Here is a 15004-nt window from a genome sequence, read left to right as displayed (position 1 = left end):
TCAGTAGCTCCCCACCAGAATGTCGGTGTAAAGCTCGGCAGCGTCCGGCTCGGGCGAATTTTCGGAGAAATCAGCCGCTTCGGCGACCTGTGCGCGGATCACTTTCTCGATTTCCTTCAGGCGGTCTTCCGAAATGCCGCGCTCGATCAGCTCGGCCTTCGCATGGTCGATCGGGTCTTTCTTTTCACGCACGCCCTGCACTTCTTCGCGCGTACGATACTTGGCCGGGTCCGACATGGAGTGGCCACGATAGCGATAGGTGTTGAGTTCCATCAGCACCGGGCCATGGCCTTCGCGCACATGCTTTGCGGCGATTTCCGTGGCCTGGCGCACTTCCAGCACGTCCATGCCGTTCACATCCATGCCCGGAATGCGGAAGGCAGTGCCGCGGCGATAGAAATGCGTTTCGGCAGAACTGCGCTGGACCGAAGTGCCCATGGCGTACTGGTTGTTTTCGATCACGAACAGGATCGGCAGCTTCCACAGCGAAGCCATGTTGAAGGTTTCGTAGACCTGGCCCTGATTGGCTGCACCGTCGCCAAAATAGGCAACGCAGATACCGCCATCTTCACGATATTTGTGGCCGAAGGCGAGGCCGGCGCCGAGCGGAACCTGCGCACCCACGATGCCGTGGCCGCCGTAAAATGCATGCTCGGTGCTGAACATATGCATCGAACCGCCCTTGCCCCGGCTGATGCCGGCAGCGCGGCCGGTCAGTTCAGCCATGATGATCTTGGGATCGATGCCGTAAGCGAGCATGTGACCATGGTCGCGATAGCCGGTAATGACGCTGTCCTTGCCGGATTCGAGCGCGGACTGGATGCCCACCGCAACGGCTTCCTGGCCGATATACAGGTGGCAGAAACCACCGATCAGGCCGAGGCCGTAAAGCTGCCCCGCGCGCTCTTCAAAGCGGCGGATGAGCAGCATCTTTTCATACAGTTCGAGCAGTTCCTCGTCGCTCGCTGCGTAACGTTTCTGCTGCGAATGAGCCTCTTGCAGGCTGTGCAGCGCAAATTTGTCCCCCGCCCCTACGGAAGGTTCCGCGTCGGGCTTATTGCTGTTCGTTTTGCTGGAGGAAGTACCGGATTTGGAGGCAGGCTTCGCCAAAATCGTATCCCTTCGTCTGGCCCCATGCTTGTGCCGTGCACGCTACGGCACACGCGAGCTTCGCGCTGCCTATAAGCGCAAGCCGAGCGCATAGGCAACGCCCGGAATGCACAGAAGGTGAAAAGCATGAAACGCGATCCGGTGCCCGGCTCGCACAAAACTAACCTCATCGGTTAGTCGAGCGTAATGACGACTTCGTCCTGATGCACGACATTCAGGTTTTTGCGCAGCAATTCACCCACAAGGTCTGGATCGGCCTTGTTCGGATCGAGCAAAGCGACGCGGTTCTGCAACTCGTCCCGCTCCGCCTTCAATTCTGCGATCTGGGCTTCCCGCTTATCGAGCTGGCGCAGATTCTCACCCCAAGCGAGCGCACCGCTCGGCCCTGCGAGCGACAGGCCACCCAACACAAGCAGCCAACCGAGTGCACCCATCTGCACCAGCTTTTCGCGGCGAGTCAGCAAGGTTGGTTCGGTGCGTGTCATCTAGTCACATGAATCACATATAGCCCCCGGATTCAAGGGATTTTGAGCGATTCCACGCCATTCGTCGCAGCTAGCGGCTTCGGCGGATACTCTCCTTCCCTGTCCCGCTCGGCATGTCGGTCAAGGGATTGGCAGACGTGCCGGGAGGGCAAATGGCGTCGATAGCGTCCAGCAATGCCGGATCGAGCCGCATTTCGCCGCAATCGAGCAAGGTTTCGAGGTGGTCCATCACACGCGGCCCTATGATCGCACTCGTCACAGCAGGATGTTCAGTGGCGAAGGAGATGGCCATCTGTGCAAGCGTGATCCCGGCTTCCTGCGCCAGCTTTTCCAGTTCCGTGACCATGGCCAGCTTGCGCTGGATCACTTGCGATTCAGCATCGAATTTGCCGGTGAAGCGCTTGGAAAAGGCAACAATTCTGCTCGATTCCGCAAAATCGGTCGAAGCCTTGTATTTGCCGGAGAGGAAGCCCCCGTCGAGCGGGCTCCATACGATCATGCCCATGCCGTAGCGCGCGCAGGCTGGGAGCACGAAGCGTTCGATGTCGCGATTAAAGATTGAATAGACGCTCTGTTCGCAGCGGAATGGCAAATAGTTCCGACGATCTGCGGTCCATTGCGCCTCAACAATGCGGTCAGCCGGGAACATGGAACTGCCGAAACTGCGAATCTTGCCCTTGCGCACGAGTTCAGTGAGCGAGAACAGCACATCGTCGATGTCGGTCGCCGCATCCCAGCGATGCATCTGGTAAAGGTCGATATAGTCGGTCTGCAAGCGGCGCAGGCTTTCATCCACGGCCCGCTCGATCCACAGGCGCGAGCCGCCGCGCATGTTTGGTTCTTCGCCCATCGGGTTGAAGAACTTGGTGGCGAGGATGACCTTGTCTCTCCTGCCCTTAAGGCCCTGCCCGACGATCTCTTCCGATTCGCCTCGCGAATAGACATCGGCGGTGTCGAGGAAATTGATCCCGGAATCGAAGGCGCGATGCATGATCCGAACGCAATCCCTGTGATCGGTATTGCCCATGGCACCAAACATCATCGTACCCAGGCACAAATTGCTTACCCTCATTCCGGTTGCGCCCAGAACCCGCATCTCCATCGCCATCGTCCATCCTCTCTGTGTTCAGGTGGCGGACTCTAGGTGGCGAGCAGGCGATTGCCAGCCAAAAGCGTTTCCAAATCCGTTCACTGCCCCGCCCTGCTGTGCTAGCAGCGCTGCGAAAGCCGACACGGCGACCGCGGCCGAAGCCACTTGCGAAAGTGAGGCCTACCCGCCAGTGTCGCGATTAAATTGAGAGGAGTTTGTCGATTATGGCCCACCGCGTGAAGCACCTGCAGCGCGCCACCATGTTGCTGGCTGGTGCCGCCTTGGCAACGCTGGGTATCAGCGCCCCCGCATCGGCGCAGGTCGATCCATCCACGGTGCTCAACATCATGCGCGAATGCGCCAAGATCGACGATCCCAGCGCGCGCCTCGCCTGTTACGACAACAATATCCGCGCGGGCGGCGGTTCGCCGCGCATGCCGGGCGCGGGTGAGCGCGTTCAGGGCGGCGGTGCAGTCGTCGGTTCGGGCGGAAATTATGGCGTGCAGGGCTTCGGCGCCGAAAGCGTGAAGTCACCCGATCGCTTCAAGAGTTCTGAAGACCGCGGTGTTGGCCCGGAAGAAATCCGCGCCAAGATCGTCGAAGTGCGCGAGCGGGAGCCCGGCATTTATTTGCTGACGCTGGAAGGCGGCGCACAGTGGGTGTTCACCGATTCTGTTTCGCGCGGCTTCCGCGTTCCACGCAAGGGCGCCATCGTGGAACTGCAGCGCGCATCGCTTGGCAGCTTCCTGATGGTTGTTGACGGCCAGGCCGCCGTCCGCGTGAAGCGCGTCAAGTAATCTCTGAATGGCCCGCTGGCGTGCGACGCCGGCGGGCCATTTTCAGTGGCTTTCGAGTTCTTCGAAGGCCTTTTCGCGCTCAAGCTGGGCTGCGGCGTTGCGGCGAATTTTGTCGAACGTTGCCAGGAATGCCTCAAGCTGCGGCGCCGGTACGGGTTCCATAAGGAACCTGCTCCGCTTGTATCCTGTCTCTACGATGATGTCGTAATAGCCCTGCCCTTCCTCGCTGAGGGAGAAACGGCCGTGGCGTCTGCCAGGCTTGCCTTCACGGACAACCAGCCCGCGTTCGATCAGGTGGTTCACCGTTCGCCCGGCTTGGCTATGGTCTCTTTCCAGTGCGCGCACCAATTGCGACCAGTCGGTCGGCGGCGCCTTCCCGATTTCGCTGAGTACCCATGCCTCGAAGTTGGACAGGCCAGTGCTGCGCTTGAACGCAAGGGCACCGCTGCGCGAGAAATAGGCACTGAGCGTCAATAGCGGCGAGACGATCCGCGAACGGTCGATTACAATCGGCTCGTTCACTCGCCGCACTTCGAAGCCATGGCCCGGTTCTGCCTCATTGACGCCCGGCCCGACCTTATGCGCCAGGTCACGCTCCTGTTCGTAGAGCGAGACCGCCCGATCCAGCAGGATCTCCATCACAGCGAAGAAATCCTGCAATTCCTTGTCGCTGACATCGAAGCTGAGTTCGCGGTTGCGCAGTTCGGCAAGGCGCAACAGTCTTTCGGCCAGCACTTCGCCCTTGCGAGTCAACGTCACCGGACTGCGAATTTGCTCGCGCTGCACCAGCTTGAGCTCCAGCAGGCGTTTTTACCGAACGGCTGACCTGTGCCTTGTCCACCCCGATCGCAGAGGAAAGTCCGGCAGGAACCAGCGGGCCGCGCGTCTTGAGCAGGAACAGGATGCGCCGGTCCAGTTCGACAAGGTCAATCTCGCGGGCATAGGAAAGTTCGGCACTTTCACGCACCTTGTGAAGCAGCTGCCACAGCTCGCTTTGAAACAGGCGCGGAGGGCCGTGATCGCGAGGAGCAGATGGAAATTCCGGGCTGCCGGGAGTGAACCCTTCCAGAATCCGGCCAAGCTGGCTCGAAAACTCTTCCCCCGGTGAAATATCTGCGCTGTCGTTAGCAAACGCCTCGGTCGCCGCGCCCATTGCAAGCCTGTCGACAAGGCGCAGCGCCTCGTTGGCCTGCGGGCCAAGGACTATGACAAGTTGCGCAAGCGCCGCCTCATCCAGCCTGGGAATGGGCTTTCCGTTTTTCAGGCTGTCGAGAATTTCGCCCCAGCGCCGCCGCGCGTGATCGCGCAGCAGTCCTTGCCAATCTCCACCCGTGCGTTCGGACACCGCAGAAACGGCGCCCTTCGGTCGATGCTGTTCATCCGCCTGCGCGCCCATGGCTGCTGGCAATCCCTCCTCGTTTATCCCACCGCGCCGCTCTTACCGGCGAAATTATGCGCGGACCCAAGATCAGCCTAATCGCAAAATTTGGAGATTGATAGAGCGTTAGCTTCGGTGGGTGACGACGCCTGATCATCCCGGGCATTCAAGCAGATGCACAGCGCAGCCCAGAAGGAACTGTCCACGACATTGCTTTTGTCCGGATATTCGCGATACACGCCTGCCAAATGGCGTAATATTCGACTACATTTTGACACCAAACCGCTGCAGTTCGGACAACATCAACCGGCTACAAATTTGCACATCGTGTCACGCCTGGACATATGTGAACGGCGCTTCATATGTGCAGCCAGTCGCAGACCGGCAAATTCAGTGCTTTACGCTACGGCAATGCTTGGCTGGCGGCCTGTTTGAGTGGCCGAGTGTAACCAAGCTGACACAGTTCGTAACTTACGCGGCAAAGGCTGATTGTCGACTAGACAAGGTCAACATGCCCAAATATTGTTACAAGGCTGATCGAGAGTGCCGGAATCGAACACGGGCCTCGATGTGGGAGAGAACTAATGGGGCAAGTGCGGCTTCACGCTGCTCATGACGGATTTGGAGTATGTGCGCTGCGCTCGCCGCTGCGCGCTTCCGTCTGTTACACTTTTAGCCCTTCTCAAACCATCGATGCCGCCGGTTCCAAGGCTCCTGCCCAATTGGGTCAGGCTGCTTCAGGCATGCTCGACACTGCTTTTTGAGAAGTTTGCTACCCGGCGGCGCCCCGCCGCCACAAAGATTGTTAAAGGGAGGGTAAATAGTGAGTACCACTTTCACCACTGCACGGGGTTTGAAGGCCCTGATGCTTGCCGGTGGCGCCAGCGTTATTGCGCTGTCGTTCTCGGCGCCGGCCTATGCGCAGGATGACGGCGCGAACGAGGACAGCGATGCACCCATCATCGTTACCGGTTCGCGCATTCAGCGTAAGGACTTCGAGTCGAACAGCCCGACCGTTACGGTTGATGAAGGCCTGATCCAGAACTCGTCGACCGCCGCGCTTGAAACCAACCTGAACAAGCTGCCGCAGTTCACGCCCGCCCAGACCCCGAGCCTGGGTGCCGACATTCAGCCGACCGCGACCAACACCCCTGGTGCTGCAACCGTGTCGCTGCGTGGTATCGGTGCAAACCGTAACCTCGTCCTGCTCGACGGCCGTCGCGGCACGCCGGGCAACGCTTCGGGCGTTATCGACATCTCGACGATCCCCTCGGCCGCTATCCAGCGCGTCGAAGTGATCTCGGGCGGTGCTTCGGCCACCTACGGTGCCGACGCTGTGGCCGGTGTCACCAACTTCGTTCTGAAGAAGGACTTCCAGGGTCTCGAACTCGACGGTCAGATGGGCATCACCGAACATGGTGACGGCTTCGAATACCAGATTTCGGGCATCATGGGCGCCGACTTCGACGATGGTCGCGGTAATGTCAGCATCGCGATGTCGATGAACGATCGCCAGGCTAGCCTGCGCAGCAGCCGCAAGTGGTACAAGGACCTGTACGCCGACAAGAGCACCACTGGCGGCTCGCAGTTCTTCATCAACAACCCGGGCATCCTGCTCGACGGCACGAACGGCAACTATGCCTCCGGCCTGGAATCGCTGTTCCCGAACGCGCATTTCAGCCCGAACGTGCAGGGCACCACTGTCTATCTGGACAGCAAGGGCAATCCGTTCGTCAACGGTTCGTTCTTCGACCTGAACGGCATCTATGGCGCTCCGTTCACGCGCTATATCAACTACTTCGGCAACACCGATCCGATCGACGGTTATAACACCAAGGTCACCGATGCCGGTACCATGGTCCAGAACAACACCGATCTGATGCTGGTTCTGCCGCTCACGCGCTATAACTTCCTGGCGCGCGGCAACTACGAGATCAACGACTGGATCAGCGTGTTCGGCCAGGCCATGTTCAGCCATGTCCACACCGAAACGCGCAACGAACCCGGTCCGATCACCGGCGGTTGGGGCGTCGCCCTCGATATCGTCCGTCCGCAGGAAGGCATCCTCGACACCGATCCGGATTACTTCGCTCCGGACATGCGCCAGGTTCTGAACGAAAGCGACCTCGGTTCCAACCTCTGGAACCTGCTGATGAGCCGCGACGATCCGTATGCGCCGTTCAACATCACGACGCTGCTTCCGGACGACCGCGAGACCTTCACCGACGTTATCACGTATAACCTCGTTGCTGGCCTCGAAGGCTACATCCCGGGCACTGACTGGACCTGGGATCTGTCGGTCAACCATGGTGTCTCGCAGACCCACGCCAAGCAGACCGGCATCTACTCGCTGGAACGCCTGCGTGCAGTGCTTCGTGCGCCGCACTTCGGCGAGGGCTTCTCGTCCACCGGCAACTCGGCATTCGGTGGCTTCGGCGCCTCGACGGGCACCTGCACCAGCGGCCTGAACTTCTTCAACGTCCCGGCCGGCGGCTACTCGGAAGATTGCCTTGAAGCCATCCGCGCTGACCTCAAGAACCGGACCTACACCCGCCAGACCATCGTGGAAGCCAACCTGCAGGGCAAGGTTGTCACCCTCCCCGCTGGCGATCTGCGCGCTGCTATCGGTGCGAGCTATCGTGAACTCGATTTCGAATTCACCAACGATACGCTCACCACTCAGGGTCGTTCGTTCAATGACCAGGCGCTGGGTATTTATCCGAGCGGCAACTCGGCCGGTTACTTCGATGTGAAGGAAGCCTACGGCGAATTGCTCGTTCCGGTTCTTGCCGATATCCCGGGCATCAAGAGCCTGAGCCTCGAACTCGGCGGCCGTATTTCGGACTACAGCACCACTGGTACCAGCTACACCTACAAGCTGCTCGGCGACTGGGAAGTCACCGACTGGCTGCGTTTCCGTGGCGGTTACAACCGTGCAGAACGTGCTCCGAACATCGCCGAACTGTATCTGGCCAAGCAGCAGACCTTCGGCGTCAACACGATGGGCGACCTTTGCTCGCGCGCAAACCCGATGCCTTACTCGGCTAATCCGGACAATGCGAACGGTGAATCGGTCTACCAGACCTGTCTGGCTATGATGCCGAACAACCAGGCTTCGCAGGCTTACTATAATGGTGGCCCGGGCCAGACCGATAACTCGACCTTCGGCTTCGCCTGGCCGAGCGCTGTCGGTAATGCTGCGCTGACGCCTGAAAAGGCCGATACGTGGACTGCCGGTATCGTCCTCAGCTCGCCGTTCGAAAGCCCGCTGCTTTCGCGCCTGCGCCTGACGGTCGATTACTACAACATCGCTGTGAACGACGCGATCGGTCAGCAGTCGGTCGGCATCGTGCTCCGCACTTGCTTCGATCCGGCTCTGAACCCGCTGGTTGCGACCGATCCTGCAGCTGCCGCCCAGTCGGCTGCCTGTAAGGCGATTACGCGCAACGCCGTGACCGGCGGCCTCGACAACGTCAACCTGACCTACAAGAACAACGGTCGCTTCAAGGTTGAAGGCATCGACGCCCAGCTCGACTGGGGTGCCGATGTTGGTCCGGGCACTCTGAGCGTCAACTCGCAGTTCACTTACCTGCTCCACTTCCTGTCGGCCGAACTTCCGACCGATCCGACCGTGGATTATGCAGGCACCCAGGGCCCGACGGCCAATGGCGTGAACGGCGGCAACTATCGCTGGCGTCTGTTCACCTCGGTGAACTACAGCATCGGCGACTTCATGCTCGGCCTGCAGTGGCAGCACCTGCCCTCGATCGAAGATGCTTCGGAACCCCAGGCTCCGAACGGTACCGCCACCATTGGCGCTCCGGCTTACGACATCTTCTATCTGAACGGCAGCTACGCCCTGACGGACAATGTCAACATCCGCTTCGGTGTGGACAACCTGTTCAACAAGGCTCCGCCGCTCACCGGTTACAACCCGACCAACACCAACCCGGCTGCCACTGGCAACCTGATCGGTGGCAACCTGGGTACCGGGTTCTACGACGACAACGGCCGCCGCTTCTATCTGGGTGCGAACGTCAAGTTCTAATCCAGGCAGCAGCCGAAAGACTGAGGGCTCTCCCAAACGGGAGGGCCCTTTTTCTTTGCCTTTCTCCTTTGGCAACTTGCCCGCCTCCGAAGCTGGACAAAGTCATCCAACCAGCGCATTTCATCGCCTGACCTCGAGAGGATGACTGACCATGAAGGAAGTTCGCGGGAAGACCGCATTCATCACCGGCGGCGCCAGCGGCATGGGTTTGGGCATGGCCAAGGCTTTTGCCGAAGCAGGCATGAAAGTCGTGATCGCGGACATCCGGCAGCAGGCGCTGGACGAGGCCATGGCCGAATTCGCTCACACGAATTTCGCCGTTCACCCCATCAGGCTTGACGTGACCGACCGCGATGGCTGGTCTAAAGCTGCCGAAGAAGCCGAGGCTATCTTCGGCCACATCCATGTTCTCGCGCTCAATGCCGGTGTCGGTATTGCCGGTCCGATGGCCACGAGCACCTTCAAGGATTGGGATTTCAACATACAGGTGAACATCTATGGCGTGGTCAACGGCCTCGTCACCTTCCTGCCCCGAATGCAGGCTCATGGCGAAGAGTGCCACATAGTTGCCACCAGCTCGACCGGCGGCTTTTCGGCGGTCGGCACGGCGGGCCTCTATTGCACTGCCAAGTTCGCCATTTCCGGCATGATGGAAGCCCTCGCGACCGAACTTGAGGGAACACCGATTGGAGTATCCTGCTTCTATCCCGGCCCGGTTCAGACCAACCTTGGCGCCACGACCGGCGAGGTCCGCCCGGAGCATCTACAGAACGAGCCGCAGCCGGAAGTTGGCCCGGATGGACGCCCTCCGCGCAATTTCACCTTCGATCCCTCCGTGTTCATGTCAAAAGAAGAAGTCGGCAAGCGGGTGTTGCGCGGTATTCGACGGGGCGACTTGTTCATCATGACCCATCCGGAATTCGCGCCCGGCATCAAGGCCCGGAATGATGCATTGCTTCGTGCACAGCCCGTGGAACCGATCAACCAACAGCGCGCCGATGTCGTAAAGCTGTTCGGAACGTTGCTGTACAATCCAATCTACGACAAGCAGCAGGTTCTGGACGGGCCGCCGCTCGACTGAGAGATAAATGGGGAGAGAGAATATGGCCAAGATCATCCGCCTGCACCGGCAGGGCGGCCCGGAAGTGCTGCAATTCGAGGAAATCGAGCTGCCCGCACCGGGCGCGGGTGAAGTCCGCATCAAGGTAGAAGCCATTGGTCTCAACCGTTCTGAGGCGATGTATCGCGCCGGGCGCTATCCCGTGCCCGTCACTCTGCCCTGTTTCATGGGATATGAAGCCGCCGGCACCATTCTGGCGCTGGGCGACGGAGTGGAAGGCTTCACGGTGGGCGACAAGGTTTCGGTCGTCCCGAAGTTCCAGCTGGGCACATACGGCGTGTGGGGTGAAGAGGCGATCGTGCCGGCCCATGCCCTGCTTCCTGCACCGGAAGGCCTGTCCATGGCGGAAGCGGCCTCGGTCTGGATGCAATATTTCACGGCTTTCGCGCTGATCGAAGTCGCCAATGTTGGCATCGGCGATGCCGCGATCATCCGTGCGGCTTCATCCAGCGTGGGTCTGGCCGCGATCCAGCTTGCCAACTGGGCCGGAGCTACCTCCATTGCCTGCACGCGCACCAGCGCCAAGGCCGATGCGCTGAAAGCTCTGGGCGCAGCACATGTGGTAGCCACCGAGGAAGAAGATCTGGTGGAACGGGTGATGCAGATCACCGGCGACAAGGGTGCGCGCTGCGCGTTCGACCCGGTGGGCGGCCCCTATGTCTTCACCCTCGCCTCTTCACTGGCGGAACGTGGCATCCTGTTCATTTATGGCGGCCTGAGCGAGACCGAGACACCCTATGCACATTGGCCCTGCGCGATGAAGGGGGCATCCATGCGCGGCTGGGTGGCCAGCGAGATCTGGAACAATCCCGAACGTTACAAGCGGGCGCAGCGCGTGATTTATCAGGGCTTGGCAGAAGGACGCCTCAAGCCTGTGATTTCCAAGGTCTTCTCTCTGGATCAGATTGGCGAGGCCAACGCCTATCTCGAATCGAACCAGCAAATCGGCAAGGTCGTCGTCACGGTCTGACGAAGGCTACCGCAACACGGAAATCAAAAAGGGCCTCCCGCCGGGGAGGCCCTTTTCATATGTCCCATCAGGCCGTCGATGCGGCCCGGCAGGCCTTACTGGTGGATATAGACAGCGCGCTCGTGGCTGAAGGCCTTGAAGCCGAAATAGCCGTGATAGCTGCCGACACCGCTGCCATTGACGCCGCCGAAGGGCAGGCGGTTTTCCAGATAGTGCGAGAACACGCCGTTCACCGTCACGCCGCCCGAGGAAGTGCGGTCCAGCACCTTCTGCACATTCGCATCGTCAGGGCTGAAAACATACAGGGCCAGCGGCTTGTCGCGCGCTTCGATATAGCCAATCGCCTGATCGAGCGTGTCATAGGTCATGACCGGCAGCAGCGGAGCGAAGATTTCCTCCTGAAGAATCTTCATCTGCGGGGTCACATCGGTCAGCATGGTCGGGTGGACCGTCAGGTCCGCCTCGTCGAAAGTGCCGCCAACTGCGACAGTGGCGCCCTTCTCCACCGCGTCGTCGAACATCGCCTTCACGCGGTTGAAATTGCCCTGGTTCACGACCTGAGCAATCGCCTGCTTATTGATCGCGCCAGCCTCGTCATAGAGGTTCTTCTGTACGTTGGTCTTGAAGGCTTCGACCAGCTCGGCCTTCTTGTCTTCCTTCACGAAGACATAGTCAGGGCAGATGCAGGCCTGGCCGCCATTGAACTGCTTGGCACCGGCCAGAGCCGCCCCGATGGCGCCGATATCCGCACCGTCATCGATGATGACCGGCGACTTGCCGCCCAGTTCCAGCGTGACGCTGGCAAGGTTCTTGGCGGCAGCCGCCATCACGATCTTGCCCACGCGAGTGCTGCCGGTGAAGAAGATGTGGTTGAACGGCAGTTCGAGCAGGGCTTCGGCCACGCTCACATCGCCTTCGAACAGTGCGACTTCGTTTTCGTCGAACACTTCGCGGATGATCGTGCCGGCGATCTTGGCAGTGGCAGGGCACAGATCAGTCAGCTTGACGATGCAGCAATTGCCAGCGGCAACGGCGGCTGCCACCGGGCCGAGCGTCAGGCCAAGCGGGAAGTTCCAGGGCCCGAGGACCAGGCACACGCCGCGCGCTTCATAAACGATCTGGGCGCGGTCAGCCGGGTTCTTCGACGGGGTAACTTCGGTCGGCTTCATCCAGTCATCGAGGCTGTCGATATTGAGCTGGATATTGCCGAGAATGTTGAGCACTTCCGTGACGCGGATTTCGCCCTCGGGCTTGCGCGTATCTTCCAGAACGGCCGCAACGATATCGTCGGCATGGGCTTCGATGGCGCCCTTCAGCTTGGTGAGCTTGGCCTTGCGCTGCTCTGCGGTGGAGGCTTTGACATCCCACTGATGCGCCTGTTGCAGGGCAAATACGCGGGCAATGTCCTTGGAGAGGTCTGCGGCAGTCTGCGTGGAGCTGGTCATGAGGTTTTTCCGTCTATGAACGATGTGAAATCCGCGGCCCTGCCGGCATCCAAACCGCAACAAGCATCCCGCGAACCCGCCAGGCAAGATGGCCATCCTGCGAAGGCCATTCAAGTGTGGTGCGCCCGACAGGATTCGAACCTGTGGCCCCCAGATTAGGAATCTGGTGCTCTATCCTGCTGAGCTACGGGCGCACGCATCCGAGCCTTTAAGGGCCCTTGGCAGCGCTGGCAATCAGTTGAGTTCGTCCGGAGGGGCAACGGGAAAAAGAAGCGGCGCAACGGCGATGCCTTCGTCCAGCAATTCCTTGGCCTGCTTGGCGCTGGCCTTGCCATGGATCACCTGCACCTCACGCTCACCATAATGCATCGCGCGCGATGCATCGGCAAAATCGTCGCCAACCCACTTGGACTGCTTGAGCGCTTCAGCCTGAATTTCGGCGAGCTTTTCGAGCGCCTGAGTGACTTCGGGCGGCATGCCCGCCGCGACCGGAACCGACTGCTGCGGCGGTTCTTCTTCTGCAGTGACGACGGCGCGCTGGTTGCCCTTGCGTGGCACAGCAGGCGCCATGGGCGCCTTGGCAATCTCGGCAGAACCGCAATGGGGGCATGAGACGAGCCCGCGCGCCTGCTGGCCGGCATAATCCTCTGAAGAGGAAAACCAGCCTTCGAAGCGATGGCCCTGCCCGCAAGAGAGATCGAACACGATCATGATGCGGCGGATTTAGAAATTTCCCTGCGATTGGCAAGGCTTGGCAGCTGCGAACGCACTTCCGCGATGCGCGCCGGATCGAGGTCGGCAAAGCCAAGGCCGGGTGACGTGCCGCCCATGTCGAGCAGGACTTCGCCCCAGGGATCGACGACCAGCGAATGGCCATAGGTCTGCCGGCCATCCTCATGCTCGCCCACCTGCGCCGCTGCGATCACATAGGCACTGGCCTCCACTGCCCGGGTGCGCAGCAGCAAATGCCAATGTGCTTGCCCGGTTGGAACGGTGAAGGCCGCAGGAATTGAGATCGCATCGCAACGAAGCTGACCAAGTTCCTCAAAAAGCGCAGGAAACCGCATGTCATAACAGATCGCGAGTCCCAGCCTGCCCAGCGGTGTTTCGGCAGTCACCACGGCTTCGCCCGGCGCATATGCCGCGCTTTCACGCCAGCTTTCACCAGTCGAAAGCTGTACGTCGAACATGTGGATCTTGTCGTAGCGCGCGGCAATCGAGCCATCCGGCGCGATCAGGAAAGTCCGGTTCGCCCAGCGCGTCTCGGCCGGATCGCTGCTTTCCCGCTTCACGGCGAGCGACCCGAGCGACAACCAAATTCCCGCATCATGGGCGGCCACTCGCGCGGCGGACAGCACCGGATTCTGCGCTTCTGGCACGATGTGACGCGCAGCCCGCTGCCTGTCCCGGTCGATAAGGCCTGACATCTCGGGCGTGAACAACATGCTCGCCCCGCCCTTGGCAGCGTCAGTAACAGCTGCCTCAATCGTTCGAGCATTGGCTTCCGGATCGATCCCGGAAGTCATCTGCAAAAGCGCAATACGGGTCATTCGCGGCCAATCAGTACCAGATTAGAGGCCGAGCAAGGGATCGAGCTTGCCCTCGCGATCCAGGGCCGCGAGATCGTCGGAACCGCCGACATGATAATCGCCGATGAAAATCTGCGGCACGGTGCGGGCCATGGGCGCGCGCTGAATCATTTCCTCGCGCTTTTCTCCGCCAAACGTGATGTCGAATTCCTCGAACTCCACGCCCTTCCGCTCGAGAAGCGCCTTGGCGCGCATGCAATAGGGGCAGGCAAATTTGGTATAGATATCAACCTTGGGCGTGCTCACGTCCGGGTCCTTTCACTTGTGCATTTCGCGTGCTCCACCCCCTTGAAGCACGGGATCGATGTCATATCTAGGCATTGGAGACGCGTGCCGGAAGGGCGTGGCTCCGAAAACAGGGGAAGTGCCGCTTGCCGGGCTTCCCATAGGCCAAATTGCTCAATTGAGGATTTGTAGGAATATGAACCGTTTCGACCTTTCCCCCTACCGTCGCAGCACCGTTGGTTTCGATCGCCTGTTCGATCTTCTCGAAGGTCATGCCCGCGTGAATAGCGGCGACAATTATCCCCCCTTCAATATCGAGCGCCGCGGGCAGGATGCCTATCGCATCACCCTTGCCGTTGCCGGCTTCCGCCCGGAAGATCTGGACATCACTGCGCAGCAGAACCTGCTGGTGATCCAGGGCCGGAAGAAGGAAGAGGCAGGCGAAGGCGAATATCTCCATGTCGGCATCGCCAATCGCGGCTTCGAACGCCGCTTCGAACTGGCTGATTACGTCCGCGTGGATGATGCGGATCTGGCAGACGGCCTGCTTGTGATCGACCTTGTGCGCGAAGTGCCCGAGGCGATGAAGCCCAAGAAAATTCTCGTGAACGGGCAAAAGGCGCTCGAAGTCGTCCGCAATGATGACGATCAGGCCGACGCTGCCTGACGCTCGCGTAACGCACTGAAAAACGAAGGGCGGGCCCAAACGGGTCCGCCCTTTCTGTATCAGCTGGATGGCTTACGTGC

At 60.2% G+C, this 15004-nt stretch carries 14 protein-coding genes and 1 tRNA gene; 5 read left to right on the top strand and 10 right to left on the bottom strand.

Annotation, left to right across the window (positions count from 1 at the left end; all coding sequences use genetic code 11):
• The 3 genes from pdhA to SZ64_RS05230 all read right to left on the bottom strand — a co-directional run bounded on the left by pdhA (nt 1) and on the right by SZ64_RS05230 (nt 2667).
• Nucleotides 1-1011 (bottom strand): pyruvate dehydrogenase (acetyl-transferring) E1 component subunit alpha, encoded by a 1011-nt coding sequence (gene pdhA, locus SZ64_RS05240; RefSeq protein ID WP_241773090.1) that lies wholly within the window; start codon nt 1009-1011, stop codon nt 1-3.
• A 272-nt stretch (nt 1012-1283) separates the two neighbouring features.
• Nucleotides 1284-1595 (bottom strand): septum formation initiator family protein, encoded by a 312-nt coding sequence (locus tag SZ64_RS05235; protein ID WP_054529851.1) that lies wholly within the window; start codon nt 1593-1595, stop codon nt 1284-1286.
• Between the two features lie 70 nt (nt 1596-1665).
• Nucleotides 1666-2667, bottom strand: a complete 1002-nt coding sequence (locus SZ64_RS05230; protein ID WP_199797066.1) for an aldo/keto reductase — start codon at nt 2665-2667, stop codon at nt 1666-1668.
• A gap of 242 nt (nt 2668-2909) precedes the next feature.
• Here SZ64_RS05230 and SZ64_RS05225 point away from each other — a divergent pair, with 242 nt between their 5' ends.
• The gene (locus SZ64_RS05225) at nt 2910-3482 is read left to right on the top strand and encodes a hypothetical protein (RefSeq protein WP_054529850.1); all 573 of its coding nucleotides are present in this window, start codon (nt 2910-2912) and stop codon (nt 3480-3482) included.
• 42 nt (nt 3483-3524) lie between these two features.
• Here the strand turns inward: SZ64_RS05225 and SZ64_RS05220 are convergent, their stop codons facing one another.
• Both SZ64_RS05220 and SZ64_RS18535 read right to left on the bottom strand, forming a co-directional pair.
• Nucleotides 3525-4121, bottom strand: coding sequence for a helix-turn-helix domain-containing protein (locus SZ64_RS05220; RefSeq protein ID WP_156313532.1), 597 nt, complete (start codon nt 4119-4121; stop codon nt 3525-3527).
• Complete coding sequence (locus SZ64_RS18535) at nt 4072-4878, bottom strand: hypothetical protein (RefSeq protein ID WP_156313529.1); 807 nt, start codon at nt 4876-4878, stop codon at nt 4072-4074. Before SZ64_RS18535 ends, SZ64_RS05220 begins: the two co-directional genes overlap by 50 nt.
• Before the next feature lie 805 nt (nt 4879-5683).
• Here SZ64_RS18535 and SZ64_RS05210 point away from each other — a divergent pair.
• From SZ64_RS05210 to SZ64_RS05200, 3 genes are all read left to right on the top strand, one after another.
• A complete protein-coding gene (locus SZ64_RS05210) occupies nt 5684-8908 on the top strand; it encodes a TonB-dependent receptor (RefSeq protein ID WP_241772985.1) in 3225 nt (1074 codons plus the stop codon).
• Nucleotides 8909-9059: 151 nt separating this feature from the next.
• Nucleotides 9060-9989: an SDR family NAD(P)-dependent oxidoreductase gene (locus SZ64_RS05205; RefSeq protein WP_054529846.1), complete on the top strand. Its 930-nt coding sequence runs from the start codon at nt 9060-9062 to the stop codon at nt 9987-9989.
• 22 nt (nt 9990-10011) lie between these two features.
• On the top strand, nt 10012-10998 hold the full coding sequence (locus SZ64_RS05200; protein ID WP_054529845.1) for a zinc-dependent alcohol dehydrogenase family protein: 987 nt from the start codon (nt 10012-10014) through the stop codon (nt 10996-10998).
• A gap of 95 nt (nt 10999-11093) precedes the next feature.
• Here the strand turns inward: SZ64_RS05200 and SZ64_RS05195 are convergent, their stop codons facing one another.
• The 5 genes from SZ64_RS05195 to grxC all read right to left on the bottom strand — a co-directional run bounded on the left by SZ64_RS05195 (nt 11094) and on the right by grxC (nt 14278).
• Complete coding sequence (locus SZ64_RS05195) at nt 11094-12443, bottom strand: aldehyde dehydrogenase family protein (RefSeq protein WP_054529844.1); 1350 nt, start codon at nt 12441-12443, stop codon at nt 11094-11096.
• 117 nt (nt 12444-12560) lie between these two features.
• Nucleotides 12561-12637, bottom strand: a tRNA-Arg gene (locus tag SZ64_RS05190).
• A gap of 40 nt (nt 12638-12677) precedes the next feature.
• Complete coding sequence (locus tag SZ64_RS05185; protein ID WP_054529843.1) at nt 12678-13154, bottom strand: DUF1178 family protein; 477 nt, start codon at nt 13152-13154, stop codon at nt 12678-12680.
• Nucleotides 13151-13993, bottom strand: a complete 843-nt coding sequence (locus SZ64_RS05180) for a carbon-nitrogen hydrolase family protein (RefSeq protein ID WP_054529842.1) — start codon at nt 13991-13993, stop codon at nt 13151-13153. Before SZ64_RS05180 ends, SZ64_RS05185 begins: the two co-directional genes overlap by 4 nt.
• Before the next feature lie 21 nt (nt 13994-14014).
• A complete protein-coding gene (gene grxC, locus SZ64_RS05175) occupies nt 14015-14278 on the bottom strand; it encodes a glutaredoxin 3 (protein ID WP_082384444.1) in 264 nt (87 codons plus the stop codon).
• A gap of 175 nt (nt 14279-14453) precedes the next feature.
• Between grxC and SZ64_RS05170 the strand changes: the two genes are divergently transcribed.
• Nucleotides 14454-14924 carry an Hsp20 family protein gene (locus tag SZ64_RS05170; protein WP_054529841.1) on the top strand — a complete coding sequence of 157 codons (471 nt, stop codon included), beginning with the start codon at nt 14454-14456 and terminating at the stop codon, nt 14922-14924.
• Nucleotides 14925-15004: the final 80 nt, after the last annotated feature.

It is taken from the genome of Erythrobacter sp. SG61-1L (genome assembly GCF_001305965.1).
Taxonomy (GTDB): Bacteria; Pseudomonadota; Alphaproteobacteria; order Sphingomonadales; family Sphingomonadaceae; genus Andeanibacterium.
The sequence above is the reverse complement of the archived record's forward strand: the minus strand, read 5'-3'. Positions and strand labels throughout refer to the sequence as shown.

What these genes read in the sequence shown, in the direction of transcription:
- SZ64_RS05170 (WP_054529841.1), top strand. Translation starts at nt 14,454, where the DNA reads ATGAACCGTTTCGACCTTTCCCCCTACCGTCGCAGCACCGTTGGTTTC.
- SZ64_RS05205 (WP_054529846.1), top strand. Translation starts at nt 9,060, where the DNA reads ATGAAGGAAGTTCGCGGGAAGACCGCATTCATCACCGGCGGCGCCAGC.
- SZ64_RS05225 (WP_054529850.1), top strand. Translation starts at nt 2,910, where the DNA reads ATGGCCCACCGCGTGAAGCACCTGCAGCGCGCCACCATGTTGCTGGCT.
- SZ64_RS05200 (WP_054529845.1), top strand. Translation starts at nt 10,012, where the DNA reads ATGGCCAAGATCATCCGCCTGCACCGGCAGGGCGGCCCGGAAGTGCTG.
- SZ64_RS05195 (WP_054529844.1), bottom strand. Translation starts at nt 12,443, where the DNA reads ATGACCAGCTCCACGCAGACTGCCGCAGACCTCTCCAAGGACATTGCC.
- SZ64_RS05235 (WP_054529851.1), bottom strand. Translation starts at nt 1,595, where the DNA reads ATGACACGCACCGAACCAACCTTGCTGACTCGCCGCGAAAAGCTGGTG.
- SZ64_RS18535 (WP_156313529.1), bottom strand. Translation starts at nt 4,878, where the DNA reads ATGGGCGCGCAGGCGGATGAACAGCATCGACCGAAGGGCGCCGTTTCT.
- SZ64_RS05185 (WP_054529843.1), bottom strand. Translation starts at nt 13,154, where the DNA reads ATGATCGTGTTCGATCTCTCTTGCGGGCAGGGCCATCGCTTCGAAGGC.
- SZ64_RS05180 (WP_054529842.1), bottom strand. Translation starts at nt 13,993, where the DNA reads ATGACCCGTATTGCGCTTTTGCAGATGACTTCCGGGATCGATCCGGAA.
- SZ64_RS05220 (WP_156313532.1), bottom strand. Translation starts at nt 4,121, where the DNA reads ATGGAGATCCTGCTGGATCGGGCGGTCTCGCTCTACGAACAGGAGCGT.
- SZ64_RS05230 (WP_199797066.1), bottom strand. Translation starts at nt 2,667, where the DNA reads ATGAGGGTAAGCAATTTGTGCCTGGGTACGATGATGTTTGGTGCCATG.